Source organism: Mesorhizobium caraganae (assembly GCF_016836705.1).
Taxonomy (GTDB): Bacteria; Pseudomonadota; Alphaproteobacteria; order Rhizobiales; family Rhizobiaceae; genus Mesorhizobium; species Mesorhizobium caraganae.
On sequence record NZ_JAFCGY010000057.1, the window covers coordinates 1 to 19,941 of the forward strand.

General features: G+C 58.4%; 14 protein-coding genes and 3 pseudogenes. 12 read left to right on the plus strand and 5 right to left on the minus strand.

What is annotated here, in order from left to right:
• Positions 1-172: 172 nt before the first annotated feature.
• Positions 173-1,690: a DDE-type integrase/transposase/recombinase gene (locus tag JQK88_RS34445; protein ID WP_203280996.1), complete on the minus strand. Its 1,518-nt coding sequence runs from the start codon at positions 1,688-1,690 to the stop codon at positions 173-175.
• A gap of 89 nt (positions 1,691-1,779) precedes the next feature.
• Here JQK88_RS34445 and JQK88_RS34450 point away from each other — a divergent pair.
• The 7 genes and pseudogenes from JQK88_RS34450 to JQK88_RS34475 all read left to right on the plus strand — a co-directional run.
• Positions 1,780-2,324: pseudogene (locus tag JQK88_RS34450) on the plus strand (transposase); the annotation flags it as partial.
• A 159-nt stretch (positions 2,325-2,483) separates the two neighbouring features.
• Positions 2,484-2,945 (plus strand): hypothetical protein, encoded by a 462-nt coding sequence (locus JQK88_RS34455; RefSeq protein ID WP_203280998.1) that lies wholly within the window; start codon positions 2,484-2,486, stop codon positions 2,943-2,945.
• 416 nt (positions 2,946-3,361) lie between these two features.
• Positions 3,362-3,568, plus strand: a pseudogene (locus JQK88_RS34460) (hypothetical protein); the annotation flags it as partial.
• A 70-nt stretch (positions 3,569-3,638) separates the two neighbouring features.
• Complete coding sequence (locus JQK88_RS34465) at positions 3,639-4,331, plus strand: OmpW/AlkL family protein (RefSeq protein ID WP_203281000.1); 693 nt, start codon at positions 3,639-3,641, stop codon at positions 4,329-4,331.
• 753 nt (positions 4,332-5,084) lie between these two features.
• Entirely contained in the window at positions 5,085-5,351 is a 267-nt protein-coding gene (locus JQK88_RS34470; protein ID WP_203281002.1) for an oxidoreductase, read from the plus strand.
• Positions 5,352-5,377: 26 nt separating this feature from the next.
• A pseudogene (locus JQK88_RS36765) lies at positions 5,378-5,583 on the plus strand (hypothetical protein); the annotation flags it as partial.
• Positions 5,584-6,460: 877 nt separating this feature from the next.
• Complete coding sequence (locus JQK88_RS34475; RefSeq protein WP_203281004.1) at positions 6,461-8,773, plus strand: S9 family peptidase; 2,313 nt, start codon at positions 6,461-6,463, stop codon at positions 8,771-8,773.
• Positions 8,774-9,099: 326 nt separating this feature from the next.
• Here the strand turns inward: JQK88_RS34475 and JQK88_RS34480 are convergent, their stop codons facing one another.
• Genes JQK88_RS34480 through JQK88_RS34490 form a run of 3 tightly spaced genes read right to left on the minus strand, consistent with a single transcriptional unit; the run spans position 9,100 to position 12,826 of the window.
• Positions 9,100-10,155 carry a GlxA family transcriptional regulator gene (locus tag JQK88_RS34480; RefSeq protein ID WP_203281006.1) on the minus strand — a complete coding sequence of 352 codons (1,056 nt, stop codon included), beginning with the start codon at positions 10,153-10,155 and terminating at the stop codon, positions 9,100-9,102.
• Positions 10,155-11,264 (minus strand): mandelate racemase/muconate lactonizing enzyme family protein, encoded by a 1,110-nt coding sequence (locus JQK88_RS34485; RefSeq protein ID WP_203281008.1) that lies wholly within the window; start codon positions 11,262-11,264, stop codon positions 10,155-10,157. The genes JQK88_RS34480 and JQK88_RS34485 overlap by 1 nt, the downstream gene beginning before the upstream one ends.
• Positions 11,265-11,272: 8 nt before the next feature.
• Positions 11,273-12,826, minus strand: coding sequence for a trimethylamine methyltransferase family protein (locus JQK88_RS34490; protein WP_203281010.1), 1,554 nt, complete (start codon positions 12,824-12,826; stop codon positions 11,273-11,275).
• A 700-nt stretch (positions 12,827-13,526) separates the two neighbouring features.
• On the opposite strand from JQK88_RS34490, the gene JQK88_RS34495 reads away from it, so the two are divergent.
• The 5 genes from JQK88_RS34495 (at position 13,527) to JQK88_RS34515 (ending at position 19,106) form a co-directional block, all read left to right on the plus strand.
• A complete protein-coding gene (locus JQK88_RS34495; protein WP_203281012.1) occupies positions 13,527-14,960 on the plus strand; it encodes a toll/interleukin-1 receptor domain-containing protein in 1,434 nt (477 codons plus the stop codon).
• A complete protein-coding gene (locus JQK88_RS34500) occupies positions 14,957-15,502 on the plus strand; it encodes a hypothetical protein (protein WP_210388443.1) in 546 nt (181 codons plus the stop codon). The genes JQK88_RS34495 and JQK88_RS34500 overlap by 4 nt, the downstream gene beginning before the upstream one ends.
• Positions 15,503-16,033: 531 nt before the next feature.
• Positions 16,034-16,465: a TIR domain-containing protein gene (locus JQK88_RS37715; RefSeq protein ID WP_203281016.1), complete on the plus strand. Its 432-nt coding sequence runs from the start codon at positions 16,034-16,036 to the stop codon at positions 16,463-16,465.
• A 106-nt stretch (positions 16,466-16,571) separates the two neighbouring features.
• Entirely contained in the window at positions 16,572-17,051 is a 480-nt protein-coding gene (locus JQK88_RS34510) for a toll/interleukin-1 receptor domain-containing protein (RefSeq protein ID WP_203281018.1), read from the plus strand.
• A gap of 387 nt (positions 17,052-17,438) precedes the next feature.
• Complete coding sequence (locus tag JQK88_RS34515; protein ID WP_203281020.1) at positions 17,439-19,106, plus strand: CHAT domain-containing protein; 1,668 nt, start codon at positions 17,439-17,441, stop codon at positions 19,104-19,106.
• A gap of 50 nt (positions 19,107-19,156) precedes the next feature.
• Here the strand turns inward: JQK88_RS34515 and JQK88_RS34520 are convergent, their stop codons facing one another.
• A complete protein-coding gene (locus JQK88_RS34520; protein ID WP_210388444.1) occupies positions 19,157-19,486 on the minus strand; it encodes a hypothetical protein in 330 nt (109 codons plus the stop codon).
• Positions 19,487-19,941 lie beyond the last annotated feature (455 nt).

Genomic DNA, 19,941 nt, shown 5'->3' on the forward strand with positions numbered 1-19,941 from the left:
ATAAGGAGCGTGGCGCTCTATGCCGGCGCACCTGAGATTCCAGAAAACTTCTATCCGCGTCGCTCAGAACGACGACGTCCGCCTGCCTGCCAACCATCGATCAAACTCCTGCTCTTGTGACAGAAGCGGAACAAAATGAACCTTACTTTGGTTCCAGGTGACTAGGATTCCATCACTGCGCGATCAGTTCGATTGTCGGCTCCACGTGCATTGGGCCGAACACCATCGCGTGTGCCTTTTCCTTCCGCCAGATCTTCAAGCGGCGCTGCAACGTGCGCAGAAGTGGATCAGGATATTGCCCCGGCTGCTCCGCCTGCAGACGCACCAGTAATTCGCGGCTCGTCCGCCAGGGCTCTTCGTCGAACCACGCGCGCAACTGGCCTGTGACCTTCACGAGCGGATCCGGTCGGCGACGCCCCCGCTTTTGCCTTGGCTTGGCTCGTGCCGTTGGGCGGACTTCCCCCTCCTTCCAAGCCGTTCGCAGACCCGACAGGAATTGGTCCAGCGCCGGATCGCTCACCACCAGCGCAGGCGTGCAGGATTCATCGGCAATGTCGACGAGGCGCTGCTGCGCCGATCGCATCTCCTGCAACAGCTTTACCGGGTCCAGCCTCGCCTGTGTTTGCGCAAGCCTGGCACGAACCGGTTCAGGCGTGCGTGGATCTGCCAGCAGTCGCTGGCACGGTGTTGCCGCAGGGTGATAGCGCTTGCGCACGCGGGCGCCGTCCCGTTCCTTTCCGGCCAGCTTGAAGGAGGGTTGGAAGAAGTTCACGAACAGCCGAACCGTCGAATAGAGCTGTGCAAGGGCAGCAGCGGCTTCGAGCCCCTCCAGACGGCGATACCCGACAATGCGTCGGACCACGGCGCCGTTCTTCTGTTCGACGAAGGCCTGGTCATTTTTGCGGTAAGGACGGCAGCGGGTGAACTCGATACCGGCATCCAGACAGTAGTCGCGTATCGTCTCGTTCAGGAACACGCTGTCGTTGTCCGTGTCGAATCCGAGAAGCTGAAATGGCAGGAGCCGCCGTAATACCGTCAGCACCTCGCTCAACAGCTTCTGTTCACGCACCAGCAAGGGCGCGCATTCCGTCCATCCGCTCGCGATGTCGGTAAGACAAAGCGTTTGTATGAAGCTTCCTCGCGTCGTCGGTCCGCTGTGCGCCACCAGGTCGGCCTCGACGAATCCAGGCGGAGGATCCTGCCAATCGGAGAAGGTTCGGATCGGAATGCTGCGCCGCAGCGCGGTGGACGCTGTACTGCGACGGCGTCTCGGCCCACCAGCGATGTCTCGAACCTCGCGAAGGGCGCGGTCGATCGTGGCCGCGCTCATCGCCAATAGCCGTGTGCGGATCTCGGCGGTTAGATGCAGATGCCCGTGACGCTCCATCGCCTCCACCAAAATCGGAATCAGCATCTTCAGACGCTTGCCGCAGATGCGATCCGAGGCTTCCCAGAGCACGATCAGCGCTTCGCGCACCGCGTCGTCATAAAGCCGGCGCTCCGGTCGCGGGCCCGAACGCTGCGCCTGTGGTCCATTCCGCAGCAACCGCATGGCATGCTTGCGGTGAAAGCCGCTTACCGCCGCGAATTCATCGAGAATGCGCGACTTCTCTGCCCGATCGCCTCGGGCGTAGCGCTTCGCTACCACCTTCACCAGCTCATCCCGCGTCGCCATGCTTATCCGCCTCATCTGATTTGCTCCCGCCCCAAAACTGCGGGGAGCAAATCAGATGAGGCAACGGCCCAACATCCGGGAGCAGTTCAGGCGATGCAATGCGCCGCGTGCGTGAGTTGACGGGCGCTGACGCCGAGGTGATGGCGATGGTCGAGCCGCTGCTTGCAATCCTCGGTGTCATGTTGAGAGAGTTCGCTCGCCTGACGAAGCAGGTTCTCGACATCGTCCGCAATGAAGAAGTCTGCCGGCGGCTGAAGAGCGCGCCGGGCGTCGGGCCGATCACCGCGCTCGCCTTCCGCGCCACGATCGACCGGCCTGAGCGGTTCGGCTCGTCGCAGGCGGTGGGGGCGCATCTGGGACTGACGCCGGCACGCTACCAGTCCGGCGAAACCGGACATCCAGGGAAAGGTCAGCCGATGCGGCGACGAACTTGCACGCACCGCGCTTTATGAGGCGGCCCACACACTGCTGGTGCGATTCAAAGAAGTGGTCGAGCCTCAGAGCATGGGGCATGAACATCGCCAGGCGGCGCGGCATGGCACGAGCCCGGGTCGCGGTCGCCCGCAAACTGGCCGTCATTCTGCATCGCATGTGGGCCGACGCGACCGAGTTCCGCTTTGGAAAGGAGCCTGTTCACCTGGCGGCGTGAGCTGAGACAGATCGAGGAGCAAGCAACACGAACAAAGCCTTCGCCCGAAAGGGCAATGCCCGGATCGTTCCCTGGGGACGATGGGCGAGGCGATCTCGTTGAGAGTCCCGAACCTGCCGGCCCAAGCGCGGCAAGGTCGAGCTTGTTTTGCCTGCATGCTTGTTCGAAGCCGGCCATGAACTCGGAGCCGCCGTCGACCTGGATGCCGGTGACCTTGAAGGGCATTTGGCAGAGCACCTTGTCAAGGAAGCGGGCGGCGAGATCGGCGCTTGCGCGGCCGGCGATGCCAGCGACGGTTCATTTGGCGACCGGATCGAAGGCGGTGAAGTGCTTGATGGCCTTGCCGGGCGCGAGGTTGATGAAGACGGTGTCGATCTGGACGATTTGTCCCGGCCACTTCGGCTTGAGGCCCTTGGGCACGCCCCAAGGACGTCGAAACATCATGCCACTTGGCGAAGCATCGGCGCCGAAAACACCGGACGTCAATGGCGCCGTTTCGTGGAATCGTGTGCCATTGGCACTGTCGAGGACAGAAGACGCACGCAAACAGCGACCAGACTGTTGGAACCGCGCAGCAACAGCCAGCGCGGTGTGAGCGGGTCAAAGGAATCGATTTCATAGGCGCTATCGACCCCTGTGTGCCGTTCAAGACGTCCCTTGAAGGCTCAGTAGAGCGGACGGTGGATTGCACGCCGTTTGTAAGTTCGCTGTGAGCTTCACCGCTTGAGTTTTTGCAGGGTGTCCTGCGAGATCGCACACGAGATCGATCAGGCGCTTACGGTTGCAGTCATTGTCGGATCTTCGACGATGTCGGACATGCGACACAGCGCCATCAGAGTGATCGCATTGTTCCGAAACGATTTTCCTAGTTGGCACGACACATGCTGTCCTATCCGCAAACGCACTGCCGCTCCGCACCGACTGAGAAGAACTCATCCCATGATCACGCTTTTCGAACATGCGGTCGCCGCCGCGAACACTGAGCGTTCCCGAGCCGACGGAAGCCTATGCGCTTTCATTCCTAGGGTTGTCCGGACATGACCGCATTCGATTTCCGTCCAACTCTGAATGCTCCCGACGATGATCCCTATCTTTGGCTTGAAGATATAGAGGGCGAACGGTCGCTTGACTGGACCGCCAGCCAGTCGGCCAGGACACTGGGCCACTTCGGTGGAACGCGGTTCGAGCGCGACCGCGCGGCCCTGACAGCGATTTTCGACCGTCCCGACAAGATACCCCTGATCAATATAAATTAATCTGAGGAGATTCTTAGTAGTGCAGTGCATCGTTTATGAAGGTAAAGGAGAGAATATCATGGCGAGAAAGCGAATGGGCGTGGCGCGGGGAGTAACGGCGGCCTTCCTCATGATGGTGGGACAGCAGGCCGTTGCGGCGGAGCCTCCGGTAGCCGCAAGCGTCCCCCAGGCAGGAGCCTCGGTCACGGAATGGCCAAGCCCTTGGCAGATCCGCCTGCGTGGGTTGGGGGTCATCACTAAGGATTCGGGCTACGTCAATGCGGTGCCCGGCTCCGGTCTTTCCTATTCGGACACCGTGATCCCGGAACTCGATATCACCTATTTCTTCACGGACAACATCGCCGCCGAACTCATACTCGGCACCACCTATGCCAACATCGCGGGCCAGGGAACGATCGGCGGGCTGGGCAATATCGGCAAGGTTTGGCTGCTGCCGCCCACGCTCACATTGCAGTATCATTTTACCGAATTCGGCGCTTTCAAGCCCTATGTAGGTGCCGGCGTGAACTACACGATCTTCTATAACCAGGATGCCGGCAGCGCCGATGCTCTCAATGTTAAGAACACGTTCGGCACCGCGCTGCAGGTCGGGTTCGACTACATGGTGGATCAGCACTGGGGCGTCAACTTCGACGTGAAGAAGCTTTTCCTTAAGCCAGACTTCGACGTCACGGTGGCCGGGGCGAAACTAACGGGAAAAGCGGCGCTCGATCCCTGGTTGATAGGCGCAGGCGTCACCTACCGCTTCTAATAACGAAGGGCGAATGCGTCTTGTCTGACAGCCGATCTGATTTGAAGGGCGCCTCGTGCGCCCTTTTTATCGTCGGCCTGCACAGGCGAATCGACCCGGATCGTTCGAGGAGCCGCCTTGGTCCCGTGGGCGGGAGGTGCCCGAGATCGGAGGAACGTTCTGATCAACTTTATCGATGACCCCCGACGCATAGCAGCCGATTGTGGGGCGACACTTGAAGGAGCCGTTGTCGAGAGGGCGGCCTCCTCGCTTCCACCAGACCAGGAAGAGTACCCTGATCAACGCGGCCTCGTCAGGCGCTCGGGCGCGCAGCAATTAATTGGAAGTCGGGTCTGTCAGGCCTGTTTGTCGGGCCGAACCAGATCCGTGTGGCTGACGCCGAGGGCCGATGCCAGTTACATAGATCGTGAAGATCGTCGGATTCCTTTCCCCTCATGCCATCCAGAGGACGGATGCCTATGGCGGTGACCGCGACAGCGCATGCGCTTGGCCATTGAGCTCGCGGAGGAAGCGCGCGAGGCATGGCCGGAGCACAAGCCGTTGTTTGTGCGGTTGTCCGTTTTCGACGGCGCCGAGAACGGCTGGAATCTCGAAGGTTCAATCGCTTGGCGGTGCGTCTGAAAGAGGTCGGAGCCGATGTAATTGACTGCTCTTCCGGCGGGCTTGACCGATGCGACGACAACCGCCGCAATTCCTCGTAGCCACGGTTTCAACTTGCCGTCTCCGCGCCGATTTTGCAGGGAGACAGGTGTGATGACGCAGGCGGTCGGCATGATTGTGGATGAGCAGCAGGCCGAAGAGATTCTGGCTGCTGACGATGCCGATCTGATCGCAATCGGCAGGGAGGCGCTATTCGATCCTTTCCGGGCGGGGCACGCAGCGTACGCGCTCGGCGCAGACCCGGGAGTTTCGCTGCTGGAATCGCCACAACGGGGCCATTTGGCCAAACGAGCTCCTGGCTTGGCAAGGCAACTGACCGCTCGCGCGGCAGCAAGGGAAACCATGCGGGACACTGGTTAAGTCTAGCACGGCCCCGTGGTTCCCGGATTGCTCGTGACTACGACCGGAGCATTGCGCACACCGTATGGTTCTACTACCGCTTCCCCCTCAGTCTGCGCCTTGTCGAGGAGATGCTCTGGAGAGCGGCATTGCCGTGTCGTTACGAGAGATACGGCGCTGGGGCCGCAAGTTCGGGCCAGACTATGCTCGCCCGTTGCGCCGTAATAAGCCGTCGCGCAGCGATATCTGGCATCGGACTTCGCCATTGAGACAGGCAAGGTGGACGTTCCCAAGCCTTCGGTTGGAGAGGCGCTTGTAGCTGACGGGCGGGGTGTTTCATTACCATCGCCCTATCCAGCCATGACTGATCGGCGGTTAAGGTGATCGCCGCGCCTGGAAATGCCGGTCGATCCGTGCCGTAAATCGAAGCCGGTTCGCTGGCGCCGGCATCGGCGGATCTGTCGTCTCCCCGCGGATGAGCGCTACATAGCGACCCGCCAGCGGTGCTGCAATCTTGAGCTTGATCCATCCCGGCAATCGCTCGTCTCGCGTCGCTCAGGTTGCTGTCATCGCTGACTGGATGGCGGTCCACTTTTGGCAACCCGGCGTGCAACAGGTCAATGTCACTTGGCATTGTCCGACACCCGACGAATGTCGGACATGCGACATAGCCGGTCCGATCCATTGCCTTGTATCTAAACGGGTTTTTCCTTTGGCGCGCATATTGCATCGTGTCATCCGCAAACGCGTCACGGACCGACGATAGTCATGCGGAGAATGCCGAAATGTTAGCACAATGCTTTCTGCCGGGGCCTATGTCGGGCCATACTACAGCAGGACCTTCCAGATGCAGAAGAAGGAAGAGGCTGTGATCGCCAAGTGTCATCGGGCGTTGGATATTCCCTGAGTGTGGCATCGAAAATTCCCTGGTTGGCGCGGATGCCAACTTTGCAATCGGTCCACCCGGCTAGTTCCTGGATCTCCGCGTTGGGCGCACGGTCATGGTGACTGGGGTCTCGGCTGACCCGCGTGGAGGCTCCTACAGAGGAACCGCTCAACGCTGCTGCACACCGTCATTGAGAAGGCAAACCCAGGATGCGGCACTCGATAGCCAAACGAGGCAAACAGCCATGTACAAGATCGGCGCTTTAATGCTCACGCTATTCGTTCAGGGAGGATCAGAATCGGTAACTGCTCAGGCGCTGGCGAACGGTTCGAATGTTGCGCATCCGCCGGTGGCACCGGCCGATTTCGAGCGGGCGCTCACGGTCAACGATCGCTATGGCGGGCTCACTGTCAATGTCCCCGAATTGCCGTTCTGGCTGACTGGGGTCGACGCGTTCGTCTACCGCCGGACTACCCACGGCGAGTACCAGTTCATGCTGGTCGATGCTGCCACGGGTGTGAAGCGGCCCGCCTTCGATCAGGCCCGCCTCGCGGCGGCGCTAAATAAGGCGAGCCATAAGAGCTATCAGGCCGGCCATCTTCCCTTCGACCGTTTCGAACTGACCGACGATGGTCGCAGGCTCGATTTCCTGATTGAGCATGTCCGGTGGAGCTGCGACCTTGCAAGCTATGCCTGCACCAGCACCACATTGGGTGTGGACGCCCCGGACTTTCAGCAGCTCAGCCACGACTACACGCCACCGGCGGAGAATAACCCCGACCAGAGGAGCGTGTCACCCGACGGCAAATGGATCGCCTATATCAAGAACTACAATGTTTTCCTGCGCAGCAAGGACGGATTGCAGGATGTCCCGCTGAGCTGGGACGGATCGGAAGCCGATTACTATGTCTTTTCGACGCTGAGCTGGTCCCCAGACTCGCGCCACCTCGCGGCTTACCGCATTCGCCCCGGCTACAAGCGGGAGATCCACTATGTCAATTCGTCGACGACGGACCAGCTTCAACCTGAATATCCCACGATGGTCTATCCCAAGCCGGGTGATGTCCTTCCGCTACCCCAGCCGGTGCTGTTCGACATTGCCGGCCGGCTCCAGATCGTGATCGACAATGCCCTGTTTTCGAATCCTTTCGAACTTTCCTCTCTCCAATGGTGGGAGGACGGCCGCGGCTTCACCTTCGAACATAACCAGCGCGGGCATCAGCTCTATCGTCTGGTCGAGGTAGACGCCGCCACGGGCCGCGCGCGCTCGCTGATCGATGAGATCAGTAAGACTTTCGTTGATTACCGGCCGCTGGTGATGAACCAGCACGGTACCGGGAAAACCTTTCGTTACGATGTCGATGACGGGAAGGAGATCATCTGGGCGTCCGAGCGCGACGGGTACGAGCATTTGTATCTTTTCAACGGCCGGACGGGCGCGCTCGAGAACCAGATCACCCGAGGTGAGTGGGTGGTCCGGGGGGTCAACTATATCGATCCGGTCAAGCGCCAGATCTGGTTCGAGGCGAGCGGGATGAACCCGGAGGAGGACCCCTATTTCGTCCATGCCTACCGTATCGGCTTCGACGGCAAGGGGCTGACGGCACTCACGCCCGAACCGGCCAACCACCATATCGAGTTCTCGCCCGACGGCCGCTATTATGTCGATCTCTGGTCACGCATCGATCTGCCGCCGCGCATGGTGCTCTACCGCGCCAGCGACAATGCCAAGCTCATGCAGGTCGAGACAGCCGAAAGTTCCGAGCTCGCCGCCGCCGGCTGGCAGCCGCCGCTCAGCTTCCATGCCAAGGGGCGCGACGGCAAGACTGATATCTGGGGCGTGATCCACCTGCCAGCCAACTTCGATCCGACGAAGAAATACCCGGTGGTGGAGAATATCTATGCCGGGCCACAGGGCTTCTTCGTCCCAAAATCCTTCTCAACGAGGATGGAGCCGCTCACGCAGTTGGGTTTCGTCGTCGTGCAGATCGACGGCATGGGTACTAACAACCGCTCGCGCGCTTTCCATGATTTTGCCTGGAAAAATCTGAAGGACGCAGGGTTTCCCGATCGCATCCTGTGGCACAAGGCGGCGGCCGCGAGGTATCCGTGGTACGATATCTCCAACGTCGGCATTTTCGGCACGTCCGCCGGCGGTCAAAGCGCGGTGAGCGCGCTGCTCTTCCATCCCGATTTATACAAGGTCGCGGTCGCCAACAGCGGCTGCTACGACAACCGCATAGACAAGATATGGTGGAACGAACAGTGGATGGGGTGGCCAGTCGGCATTGAATATTCGCAATCCTCCGCCGTCGACAATGCTCACAGGCTGCATGGCAAGCTGATGATCGTGGTCGGCGAATTGGACCACAATGTCGATCCGTCCTCCTCGTTCCAGCTTGCCGATCGGCTCATCAAGGCAGGAAAAGATTTCGACATGGTCTATGTGCCTGGTGCCGATCACGGTACGCCAGGCACCTATACCCAGCGCAAACTCCTGGACTTCTTCGTTCGGAACATTCTCGGTCAGACTCCACCCAACTGGAACGCCACATGAATCGAGCTGCAAAAAGGACAAATCGTTACGATGATGGCGCAGGCAGCTTCTGCCTATAGCAATCCTCGCCCGCCTTTTGTTTGCTATGATTAAGGCGGCGAGCGAGCAGATCGCGCCCGCTCGGACGAGGACGTGCGACCATTCCTGCGCAGGGGCTTCAGCAAGACGATAACGAAAGGCGAAGGCGGCTTGCCCGATCTGAAATGAAGGGCGCCTTATGCACCCTTTTTACCCTCGGCCCTGCATTTGTTGGTGGGCAGGTCGACTCCAAACATTGGCATGGATAGAGGGGCCGCAGTTCTCCGCTAAATTCAAATACCAAGCTATCATCTTAAGCCGGGCCCAACCCAAGCCGGCACTATCGCTCGACACTGCTGCGGCGACATTCCATTGAAGGCTCTGAAGCACTTTGCGAAGTGCGAAGCGGACATGAACCCGCTGGCCACGGCAACGTCGATGATGGGCATCCGCGTGCCTTCGATCAGGCGCTTCGCATGGTCTATGCGGATCTGGAGATAGTGACGCACCGGCGGAAGCCCGATATGCGACGCGAACAAGCGTTCCAGCTGGCGCCGCGATACTCCGGCCCGTTGCGCGACCTTGTCCATTGCGAGCGGGAACTCCACATTTTCTTCCATGATCCGCATTGCCATCAGGAGCTTGTCGCTCACACCGGCAAAGGCTAGACCCGACGGCCCGGTCTGGCGGTTTGATCCTGAGCGCTGACCTTGGACAGTCGCGTGGCGGCAGACCTCCTGTGCAATATACCCGCCGGCATGGCTGCCGATCAGATCGACCGCCAGGTCGAAAGCTGCCAGCTCTCCTGCGCAGGTTGAATACTGGCCGTCCTTGACAAACAAGGAATCGCTTATGCGGGGCTGGTTGAACACTTCGGCGAAAGCAGCGAGCCGCGACCAGTGTATCGTGCAGCGTGTGCCTGCCAGAAGGCCCGTCCGAGCAAGCAGCCATGTCGCGGTCCCAAACGCAGATATCGGCACCCCGCGACGCGCCATCGTTCGCAGAAATCCGTTGAGCTCAGGCGTCAGTTGCCGTTCTACCGGCTCGCCCGTCACGATAGCGAGCTGGTTCGGCCTGCGATCGTCCGAGCCGAAAACCAGCTCATCTATCGCGACATCAACAGCAACCGAAAGGCCGTTCGCACCCTCGACGGGCCCTGCAGCTATCCCTGCGATCCGCCACCTGAACAGCGGCAGCCTCGATACCGTATTGGCGATGCGGAACGGCTCAATGTAGGCATGAAGCGCCAGGTGCGAGAATCCCGGTAACACCAGAACCACCAAGTCAAATGGTCGATCGACCGCCGCCGAAATGTTCGGCGTGGCCAACGACTTCATTGAGTTGATGTTGGGGGGTGCGTTCATCAGGACCCGTAGGTAGCTACCGGCTCACCGAACATGCCAGGTTCCGGTTTGATGCCGAGGCCTGGCAACTGCGGTACAGCGATGTAACCCTTTTCGATGATGATCGGATTCTTTGCGTCGAAATGTCCTTCAATATACTCCTGCGCGATCCAGACGCCTTCCATGCGGCGCGGTTCGACGGTCGCCGCAAGATGGACGCACGCCGCCGCGATGATGTCGCCGCCCCAAGCGTCGTCGCAGCTGTGCGGGAGTGAGCGGATGGCGCAAAGGTCTCGCACGGTCGTCATCTTCGTGAGACCGCCCAGGCGCGTGACCTTGAAGCCGAAGCCATCCGCGATGCCGAGGGAGATCGCCCTGAGCACTGCATTCTGATCTTCGGTGTTCTCGTCCAGATATACCGGATGCGTCACCCTGCCCTTCAGAGTCGCGACCTCTTCCATTGTGTTGCAGGGCTGTTCGAAAACAAACGGGATTGCCTGGCAGAGCCGGTCGAGGTGAATGGCGGAGGCTACGGTCAGGCCCCTGTTGCCGTCCACGGCGATGCGCGCTTTGTAGCCGACCGCCTCCCAAACCTTGTGAACGATGGCCACATCCTCTTCGAGATTTCGCCCCGAAATTTTGACCTGCAAGCGTGGATAACCTGACTTCACCTTGTCGGCCGCAATCCTGGCCGTTTCGTCCGGTGGGCCAACAATCAGCGAGTAGTAGGCCGGGACGCGATCGGTCAGGGCGCCGCCCAAAAGCGTTGAGACCGGCACTGCCAGCCGCTGGCCGAGAAGGTCGAGAAACGCCATGTCGAATGCGGCCTTGGCATACCCATGCCCGTTTAAGCGCTGGTCCATACGTTTGGCGAGAAGCCTGATCGATGCAATCTCAAGACCGAGGAGCCCCGGCGCGATTTCGGCAATCGCCGCCCGTGCGCCAAGTGCATGATGCGGCTGATAAACGGGCCCGATCGGGCAGGTTTCGCCCCAGCCAGTCAACCCGTCATCGGTGGCAATCTCGACAAGGGTGCTATCAAGCGCGTCGACGTCATCGCTTGCCATTCGATAAGTGCCGTCTTTGACAGGCAACTGAGCCCTATAGACGTTGATCTGGTCAATGCGCATGAGGACGCTCAGTATTCCTCGTTGAGCGCGTCGACGGCGGGGATTTCGCGCGAGCGACGGTCGATATACGCGCGCAATTCCTCGTCCTTCGCGACGTCGAGCTTAGGTTCTTCATATTCGGCCAGAAGATGGCGCGCATGCTCAAGGGCGCGTTGCTTTATGTCCTTGGAGCCATCAGCGTACCACTGCTCGATCGAGTTATTGTCGAAGAGTTTCGGGATAAAGAAGGCCTTCTCGAAGTTCGCCTGTGTATGCGGGTGTCCAAAGTAATGGCCGCCCGGCCCGACATCGCGGACCGCAGCCAGGGCTTCATCGAAGTCGTCCCACTGGATGCCTTGCGTCATGCGATAGCCCATGGCGCAGACTTCGGCGTCGACGACGAACTTTGCGATCGAGCAGTGCATGCCGGCTTCATTCCAGCCAGCCGAATGCCAAATGTAGTTTGCGCCTGACATCAGCACGGCCATCATCGTCATCGCACTTTCATAGCCAGCTTGCGCATCGAAGACCTTGGCGCCGCCAAGCAGGTTCGAGGTACGCCAAGGGACGTTGTAGCGGCGAGCCATTTGGCCGATCATGAAATTCATGAGCGATATCTCAGGCGTTCCCGCCATCGGCGCTCCCGATTGCATCGACACGGTCGACAGGTAATGCCCATAGATCGCAGGGCAGCCCTTGCGCACCACCTGCGTGTAGGCGAGTGCCGAAAGCGCCTCCGCATTGAGCTGTGCCACTGCCGCCGCGGTGGAGGCTGGCGTGTTCGCGCCGCCGAGAACGAAGGGCGAGCACAACACGGGCTGATTGCGCCGGCAGAAAGCACGCATGCCGCCCAGCATGACCTGGTCCCACACGAGCGGCGAGTTGCCATTGCAGTTTCCTGTGGTCACTGCATGCTTCTCGAGGAAGCCTTCGCCGAAAAGGATCTCGCACATATCGAGCACGTCCTCGGCGTTCTTGGGCGAGGTGGTCATGCCCATGAATATCTTGTCCGAGTGCTTCATTGACGAATAGGTAATGTGCAGGTGCCGATGCGCGACGACAATGTCCATCGGCTCGACGATGTGGTGCGCCGACGAATGCAGCGCCGGCATCATGTGCGCCAGCTTGTGGAAGGTCCCAAGGTCCGCGATAGTCGGGCCACGCCTGACGTCGTCGAGGTCGCGCATGTAGGGCGCGCCGGTCATCGGCACAAAGATGGATTTGTCGCCGCCGAGCTCGACATTCTTTGCCGGATTCCGCGCGAAATATTCGACGTTGGGGGGAATGGTCTTTATGAGTTCCATGACAAGGCCGCGGTCGAGATGAACGCGGTCATCGGCGCGCACGTCCGCACCGGCTCTCTTCCAGTCCTCAATCGCGATCGGATCGCGAAACACCACGCCTACTTCTTCCAGGATCGCGAGAGAAGCCTCGTGAATGCGTTCAACCTGTTCGGCATCCATCGGCTCTACCACCGGCAGGCCGCGCTTGAGCGTCGGCAACATGTCGACCTTTGGCGCCATGCGGATCGTCCGCCGCGCTTCCCGCCCTCCTCTACGAGACACTTGTAGTTGAGCAGTCATGCCGGCCTCCAAGAAAAACGGTGCGGCCCGTGTGAGCCGGCCGGAACTATTGCCGGAACCCGAAGATTTGACCTACTGCAAAAGTCTCACGCGTCTGTTGACTAAAGCGCCGCGGCAGTCGGGCCCGTCGATCGGTCGACTCGCATCGGAGGAGGGCGGGCAGTAGCGGTCGCCGACAGCACGTATTCGGCTTTTCCAGAGCCGCCAGGTGGAAGAACCGGCCTCCCCCACCGAAGGCAGCGTCGCAGGTACAATCGACGACATGCCACCGAAATAAATTCAATCGGGAGACTACTTTTTTGCGCCAACGAGCTTCCGCGGTTCCGTGCTAGCAAGTTTTTGCTTGGGATGTGGTGGGAGACCCAGCCAATGTTCTGAACCAATGCCCGAAATTCATTGGCTTAGCTCGATGGTAACAACGGGCACTTGGCGGAAATGGAACACCTGTGGGGAATGAGATTTTGAAGTGATGCAGCACACCCAATTTTTGGTCACAAAAAACGGCAATTTTCCACCACGCAATCTTCAGTATTCGCGAGTGCCTGAGGTGAAAGGCCACACAAAAAACCATCGTCAATGAAAATTCGGCTTGATCTATATGGTATTCTCAAGCTTCATAGCTGAAGAAGAACAATGGCAATTCCAGCCGTAGATCTCGATCTGATAATAATTTACTGACCATTTTGCAGGTTGCCAAACGGTGGCTGAATTCGATGCCTTCATTTCGTATCGAAGATCGGACGCAAATGCATTTGCGCGTCGACTTCGGCATGTATTGCAGGATTTCCGTCCGCCAAAGAGCCTGCGAGAACGGCATGCCGCTCCATTGAAGGTTTACCTCGACACGAGCTACGAGCGAGGCACGAATGATTTCTTCGAACGTGTAACCCTCCCTGCCCTGCTCTCATCGCGGCATCTCATCGTAGTTGCGACACCCGACGCGGCAGATCGTGGCCCGGATCAGAACGACTGGATACGACGCGAGATTGAAGCTTTCGAGAACGGTCCGAACGCTGGCAACATTATGGCAGTTCAGGCGAAAGACGCGCCAGCGTTGCCGGGCGGCCTGGCTCAACGGTACCCCAATATCGAGATCATCGATATGCGGGGCCTGAGCGGTCTTGCGTTTCTCAATCCACCCAAAGCCGCGAGACTTGCGAACGAAACGGTGAAGCTGTTGGCGCCGCTTCTCGACCTTGGTCTCGAGGACATGCCTGCTCTGCGACGCGAGCAGGAGCGGCGTCAGCAGTTCAGATTTGGCTTTGCGGTAGGTGGCGCCACAACCGTCGTTTTGGTGATTGCAGGGATGTCGATCCTGGCTTTCGAAAGCCGAAATCGCGCGTTGGATGCTTTGTCACGCAGCGTGTTCGCGACCGATCGGATCATCGAGACGATCTCTGGATCCGCTCTCACAGATGAAACACGCGGCGACTTGCTTGCAACGAGTTGCGACCTTCTCGATTCACTTCGTGTTCAGGCATCGGCACAGCCTGGGACGAGGGCCTTGGTTCTTTGCGCGATCGAGAGGTCGAAGAGCCGAGATAGGCTCAACGAACCGGCCCATGCTGCCAGTTTGATACAATCCGCCATCTCGTTGGCGGAAAGTCAATTTGCTACGGAAGGGCTTGCCGACGACGCGCTCGCAGTGCTCGAAGCACGCAGAGCTGCCATGGACCGAGCTGTCGCGAACGATCTATCCAGCGCCGAAACCAATCCGTTGGCTGAGTTCATCGCAAGGTCCATCGATCTCTCGACGGTGCTGAGTTCGGAGCGCTCGGTGCCGGAATTTGCGGCAACGGCCCTGCAGCTTACCGCCGTTTCGTTGACGCAGAAAAAGAAGATGGGCCAGGCGCTGATCGCTGTCGACGCCGCGATAGAACTAAGAGCGTTGGCCTTGGCACGGGGAGCCGATCTCAACACCCGATTCGACAACATCGTCACCATCGGTCTCAAGTCGGAAATTCATCGGCTTCGAGGAGAACTTCCCCAGTCGTCGCACGCGGCGCTGCAGGCACGAACATTGTTGGGCGAAATTACTCCGGTGGAAGTTGAAAGGGAAGGCTTGGGCGAACGTCTTCAAGCGGTGACCGAATTGGTCCGCGGCTTGAACTCGTCTGATGCCGGAACCCCATGAAAAGCTCGTCGCTTAAGGGGTTCCTGTTGGGAATGACCGTTTTAGGAATTGCGATCTGCGGTTTCGGAGTCGGTGTAGCTTGGCTTCTCATACCAGTCCCACCGGAGCGTTTTGCGACAAACAGGTTTTCGTTTAACCTGCCACGGGGCTGGTCGTGCCATAGAGAGGTGACCGAGCATGTATGCCAACTCGGCAAGCCACCGTTCGATGCGACGGTCGTTCTGACAATGAAGTATCGGGCGCCGACGGACACCTTGGAATCCTACGAAAAGCATCTTCGTGCACCGATGCCTGCTGTCGGGCGTGACGGCAACGCCGACCTCATCTCGCTGAAGATAGTAACACTTGCTGGATCGCAATGGGTCGAGGGTGTGCTTCGTGATTCAGAAGTTCATAATTACTACACCACATACCTCGCCGGCAACACTGCGGAAGTTGCAATACTGGTGACCTTCAGTGTTCACGAACGATTTCGGGGAATTCGTGAACCCGACTTGCAATCAATGATTGAAAGCCTCGTCATCTATCAGCGGCCGCACTGAGTGTGTGCGGTACTAAACGACGCGTTGACGTTGGCCGATACCTCAATCAATGTACCTTCTCGGGGTCGATCTCCGCAATACTGGAATAGGAGGCGGCATCGGGCACCTCGATAGAGCGACGCATCAAGCTTCTCTGATACAGCAACCTTTGCGCGCAGACGGCGTCACATGGGCTGTTGTCCTCTGGCAAAAGAAAATCGCGGAATGGCCCGCGGGCGCGCGACTAAATCTCAATAATTCTGTGGAGAAAAGCACGGCCGCTCGGACGATGACGCTTCCGTTGGGTAATATAAATTCTGGAATAGGAATGAGGGAAGGTAGGTGTGGTGATCAAAGTATTTTTGCCTCAGAACGAGGACTTGACTCAGGCGAAGGGCGTTGCAAATTACTCTTCCCCAAAAATTGGCACTGAAGGCCCCCGAGTATGTTGTGAGGCGCAAGCCTCGGGAGGGATGATGATAACAATGCCGTTACGGTGTGGCGAGTAGGTAGAAAAATGATCAGCAGAGCCATTTACAGCAAATCGTACTAATGAGCGTACACCAGGTTCATGTCTTTATTAGCCATTCCTGGGCATACTCGGGGCATTACGACACCCTTTCAAGGTGGATTTTCGGGCAGAGCTGGCGAATCGGCCAAGCCAGGATCGACTTCCGCAATTACTCGGTCCCAAGAAACGATCCTATCGTGAATGCCCCCAATGTAAGGACTCTTCGCGAAGCGATCTATCGCCAAATAGCACGAAGCCACGTGGTGGTTATTCCGACCGGAATGTATACACACTATAGTAAGTGGATCGGAAAAGAATTAGAGGGGTCACTCGCCTACGACAAGCCGATCCTTGCCGTTGATCTAAGAGGGGCTCAGCGAACTGCCAGTGTTGTAGGCAATGCGGCTACGAAATTCGTATCATGGAACTCTGCGTCAGTCGCTGCCGGTATCTGGGATCTCTACTATCGGTGAAGAAAGAAACAGCGTGAGGCAATTATCGGGCTTATCAAATTAGAATATGTAAAACGAAAACTGTGATTTGACGCGATCAGCGCGTTTTTGAAGGTAGAGGGTTTCAATGATTAAAGTTTTCCTATCCCACCAATTAGCTGATGCGCAGACGGCCAGTCTCATTGCGCGTCGACTTAAGAGCCTTCACGATATTGACTCCTATCTCGACGTGATTGACCCCTTTATCGATCGCAAGGGCGAGGACCTTGCTGCACATATCCAGGCGGAGATGGGCAAATGTACGCAATTGCTCGCAGTAGTATCTGAGGCTACTAAGGCGTCGCAATGGGTGCCTTGGGAGATTGGTGTTGCGACAGAGAAGGACTATCCTTTGGCCACTTTCTTGGCTGGCTCTACCCTCCCGCCTGAATTTCTACGCAAATGGCCCTATCTACGGACAGATGTGCATTTAGACCAGTACGCGCTGGCGTCGAAAGCCGCCGAAAGGAGTTTCGCCCAGAAACGCGCTACCTTAAACGAGAGTGTGGCCCGAATTCGATCGACACAAGAATTCTTCAAAAATCTTCGAGCTGGCATTGGCCAATGATGCGCCTTTGAATCAACGGTCAAGTGCCCGAGTATTCATCGCCAGGGCGCATCGGACCACCTTTCCTCACGTGCCCCCCCGCAAAGGGAAGCACTGGACGCAGCGCTTGTTCGGGGATTGCGTGCCCCAAGTGCACGCGGTCGGGCTTGCGCAGGCAACAGTTCGCTCACGGAGGCGTTCATGAAAGCCAGGTTCAAAACTGGTTTGGATGCTCTTGCGGCTCTTTGGACCAAGTTGGGCGAGCAACCACGCCATCAACAAGAAAATCCTACGCGCCCTTGGTCGGGCTGAAAGACCGCGTTGGACGGTGCAAATCCGTCCCCCAAGCCTCGCTCCTGGCTACGAGTTTGTCGCCGCCCACACCAGACCGCTTCAGGTGGACCGTTAATGAGCAGAATTGATGCCCTCAATCGCGAAATGGCTCGCCTCAAGGACGCCGAGGCAACCTTGGGTGAGGACATTGCCCGAACAGAGCAAGCGGGAGCGAAGGCACGGGCGGAAGCAGATAAGAAGCGCGAAAGCGCTATGAAGACGCGCTCCCTTTCGAGCCGGAAAAGCTATCTGCGCTCAGCCGAAGCGGAGGAGAAGAAGGTCGTGGCCGCCGGGAAGAAGCTGGCTGGTCTAAGGAAGCGGTCTGCGCAGAATGCAGCTGCACTGACCGCTAAAGCGCGTTCATTGCGTTCGGCGGAGCAGTTGGAACAGAAAGCACAGGATCGTGCGGACCATCGCCGCCGGCAGGTCGAAAGGAGCCACGCGAAGGACATCGCGAGGCTTTCGCGCCCGACCTTCAAACTAGTTATGGTGCGCGAGCCGCAGCCGGAAAAACTGCGTGTTCTGTATCTGACTGCCAATCCCGAAGCCATCGAGGAAGAATTCCGCAATCCAGACGGTTCAGTTGTGAAGGAAAGCGCCTGGCTTCGCACAGAGGCCGAAGTACGAAGCGTCAAGCAGGCGCTTCGCGCCTCTCGCTATCGCGAGCTAGTCGACTTCGACCATCGTTCGGCAGCTACCTATGAGGACCTCGTTGATGGCATCAATGACCTGCGTCCCCACATCGTCCATTTCTCGGGGCACGGCGGAAGCAAGGGTCTGCTTTTTGACAACGGGAGTGTCGATGCTCCCGAAGGGCATGCGCTTTCGTTCTCGATCCTCGCCGAGACCCTGGCGGCCACAGATGAGCCCCCGACACTTTTGGTGCTGAACGCATGCGATACCCTTGAAGGCAGCGACGCTATCCTGCCTGCGGTTCCGGTTATCATAGCTATGTCGGATTCAATCTCCGATACCGCAGCCGCTCTGTTCGCGACACGCTTCTATGCAGCAGTGGCAGCCGCCCAGTCAGTCGGCTCGTCGCTGCGTCAGGCCACCGCGGCGATGCGCGCGGCGTTGTTGGAGGATGCCGACCTACCACAGATCTCAGTTCGTGATGGCATCGACGTTGGCCAGCTTGTCCTTGTAAAGGTTGCAAGCGCGAAGGCCGACTTCGAGGAGCAACCGAATGGTGCGATTAGGATTTCCGGTCCCGTGACCGATCTGGTCGGCGGACTGAGCGAACTGATAACGACTCTGATCGAACTGGGCCCGGAAGGCGAAGAAGCCATCGCCAAGTACAGCCGCAGACGGCAGTCCCGAAGCGCAGCACATAGTTTAGACGGATTGAGCTTCGCCCCACACGGGTTCCTCGAATACCTCGAACGGATTGCTGCAGGGGAAGCCACACTGGAAGACTTGCATGGCATTCGGATACAGTTGGATTCCACCGAAGGGTCAGTTGAATTCCATCTCGACCAACTTAGCGCCTATCGCGAAAAGCTGCGGGAAGCGCGAGGCATGGTAGCTGCTGAAAAACTCGACACGATCATGTATGATCGGTTCGGCAAGGACCGGCTGCGACGAATGCTCTCAGAACTTGCCCAAAGTGAGGACAACACAGACCCGAGATCAGATGCGACAGTAGCTCGGGCGAAGGTAATATTGGCTGCCGTGAAGCAGCTGAATATTCAAATCGCCGAGCTCCACGACATGATCTTGGAGCCGACCCGGCAGGCAGATTGATACCCTTGTCACGCACCTTTGGAAATGGCCTCACGCGGTCATCCGCCAGGCTAGGTGCCGGTCGGGTTGCGTGTCATCTTGGTGGCCATCTTATGGGCCAATCGGTGACGACGCCCCAAAACGTCCCGGATCAGGGGCAGATACCTTCGCACCTGTTCCCGATCGCTATTTTTTTCATCCTCGTCAAGGCGGTCGTAGGGAAGTGCAATCAATCGTTCCCACTGGGCCACCAAATTGGGCGGTATCAACAAGCTTCCGTCGGCCTGCATGGAGCACTTGGAATGCATGTATTTCTGCCAGTGCGACCAGCGATCGTGCTCGATCGCGGCCAATTGTTCGAAAATGGACGACAGCTGGGCGTCGATATCATGTTTGTTCATCGTTAGATCCTTGCTCGCTTCTTGCTGCCGGGTTAGTTCTTCTTGGACCTAACGGGTCTGGGCCCGTTAGGCTCGTGGGGTAGAAACATGCCAATTAGAGCATTCGTTTGATACAACAATGCGGACCGTTCCTTCGCACGGAGGGTCCCCCATGTTCAGAGTCGACGGCTTGGACAAATATCTGGATGCGGTGACGATGCCACGTCGAGGATGGTCCGGACTTGGCCGTCCGACTGATGGCGCGAATGAGCGAGTGTCAGCAAACCCGCGATCGCATTTACCCACACCAAGGATTCGCCCCGCGGGTCACTTCAAAATCCCCCGGGCGGGGTCAGTCAAACTCCTCCACCCGCAAGGCAGGACAGGAGCGGATTGTTAGTTTGACTTTGTTTCCCGGGCAAGGGCTTCGGCGGCCTCTTTGAGGCGATAGCTGCGTCCATCGAACTCAAGCAGAT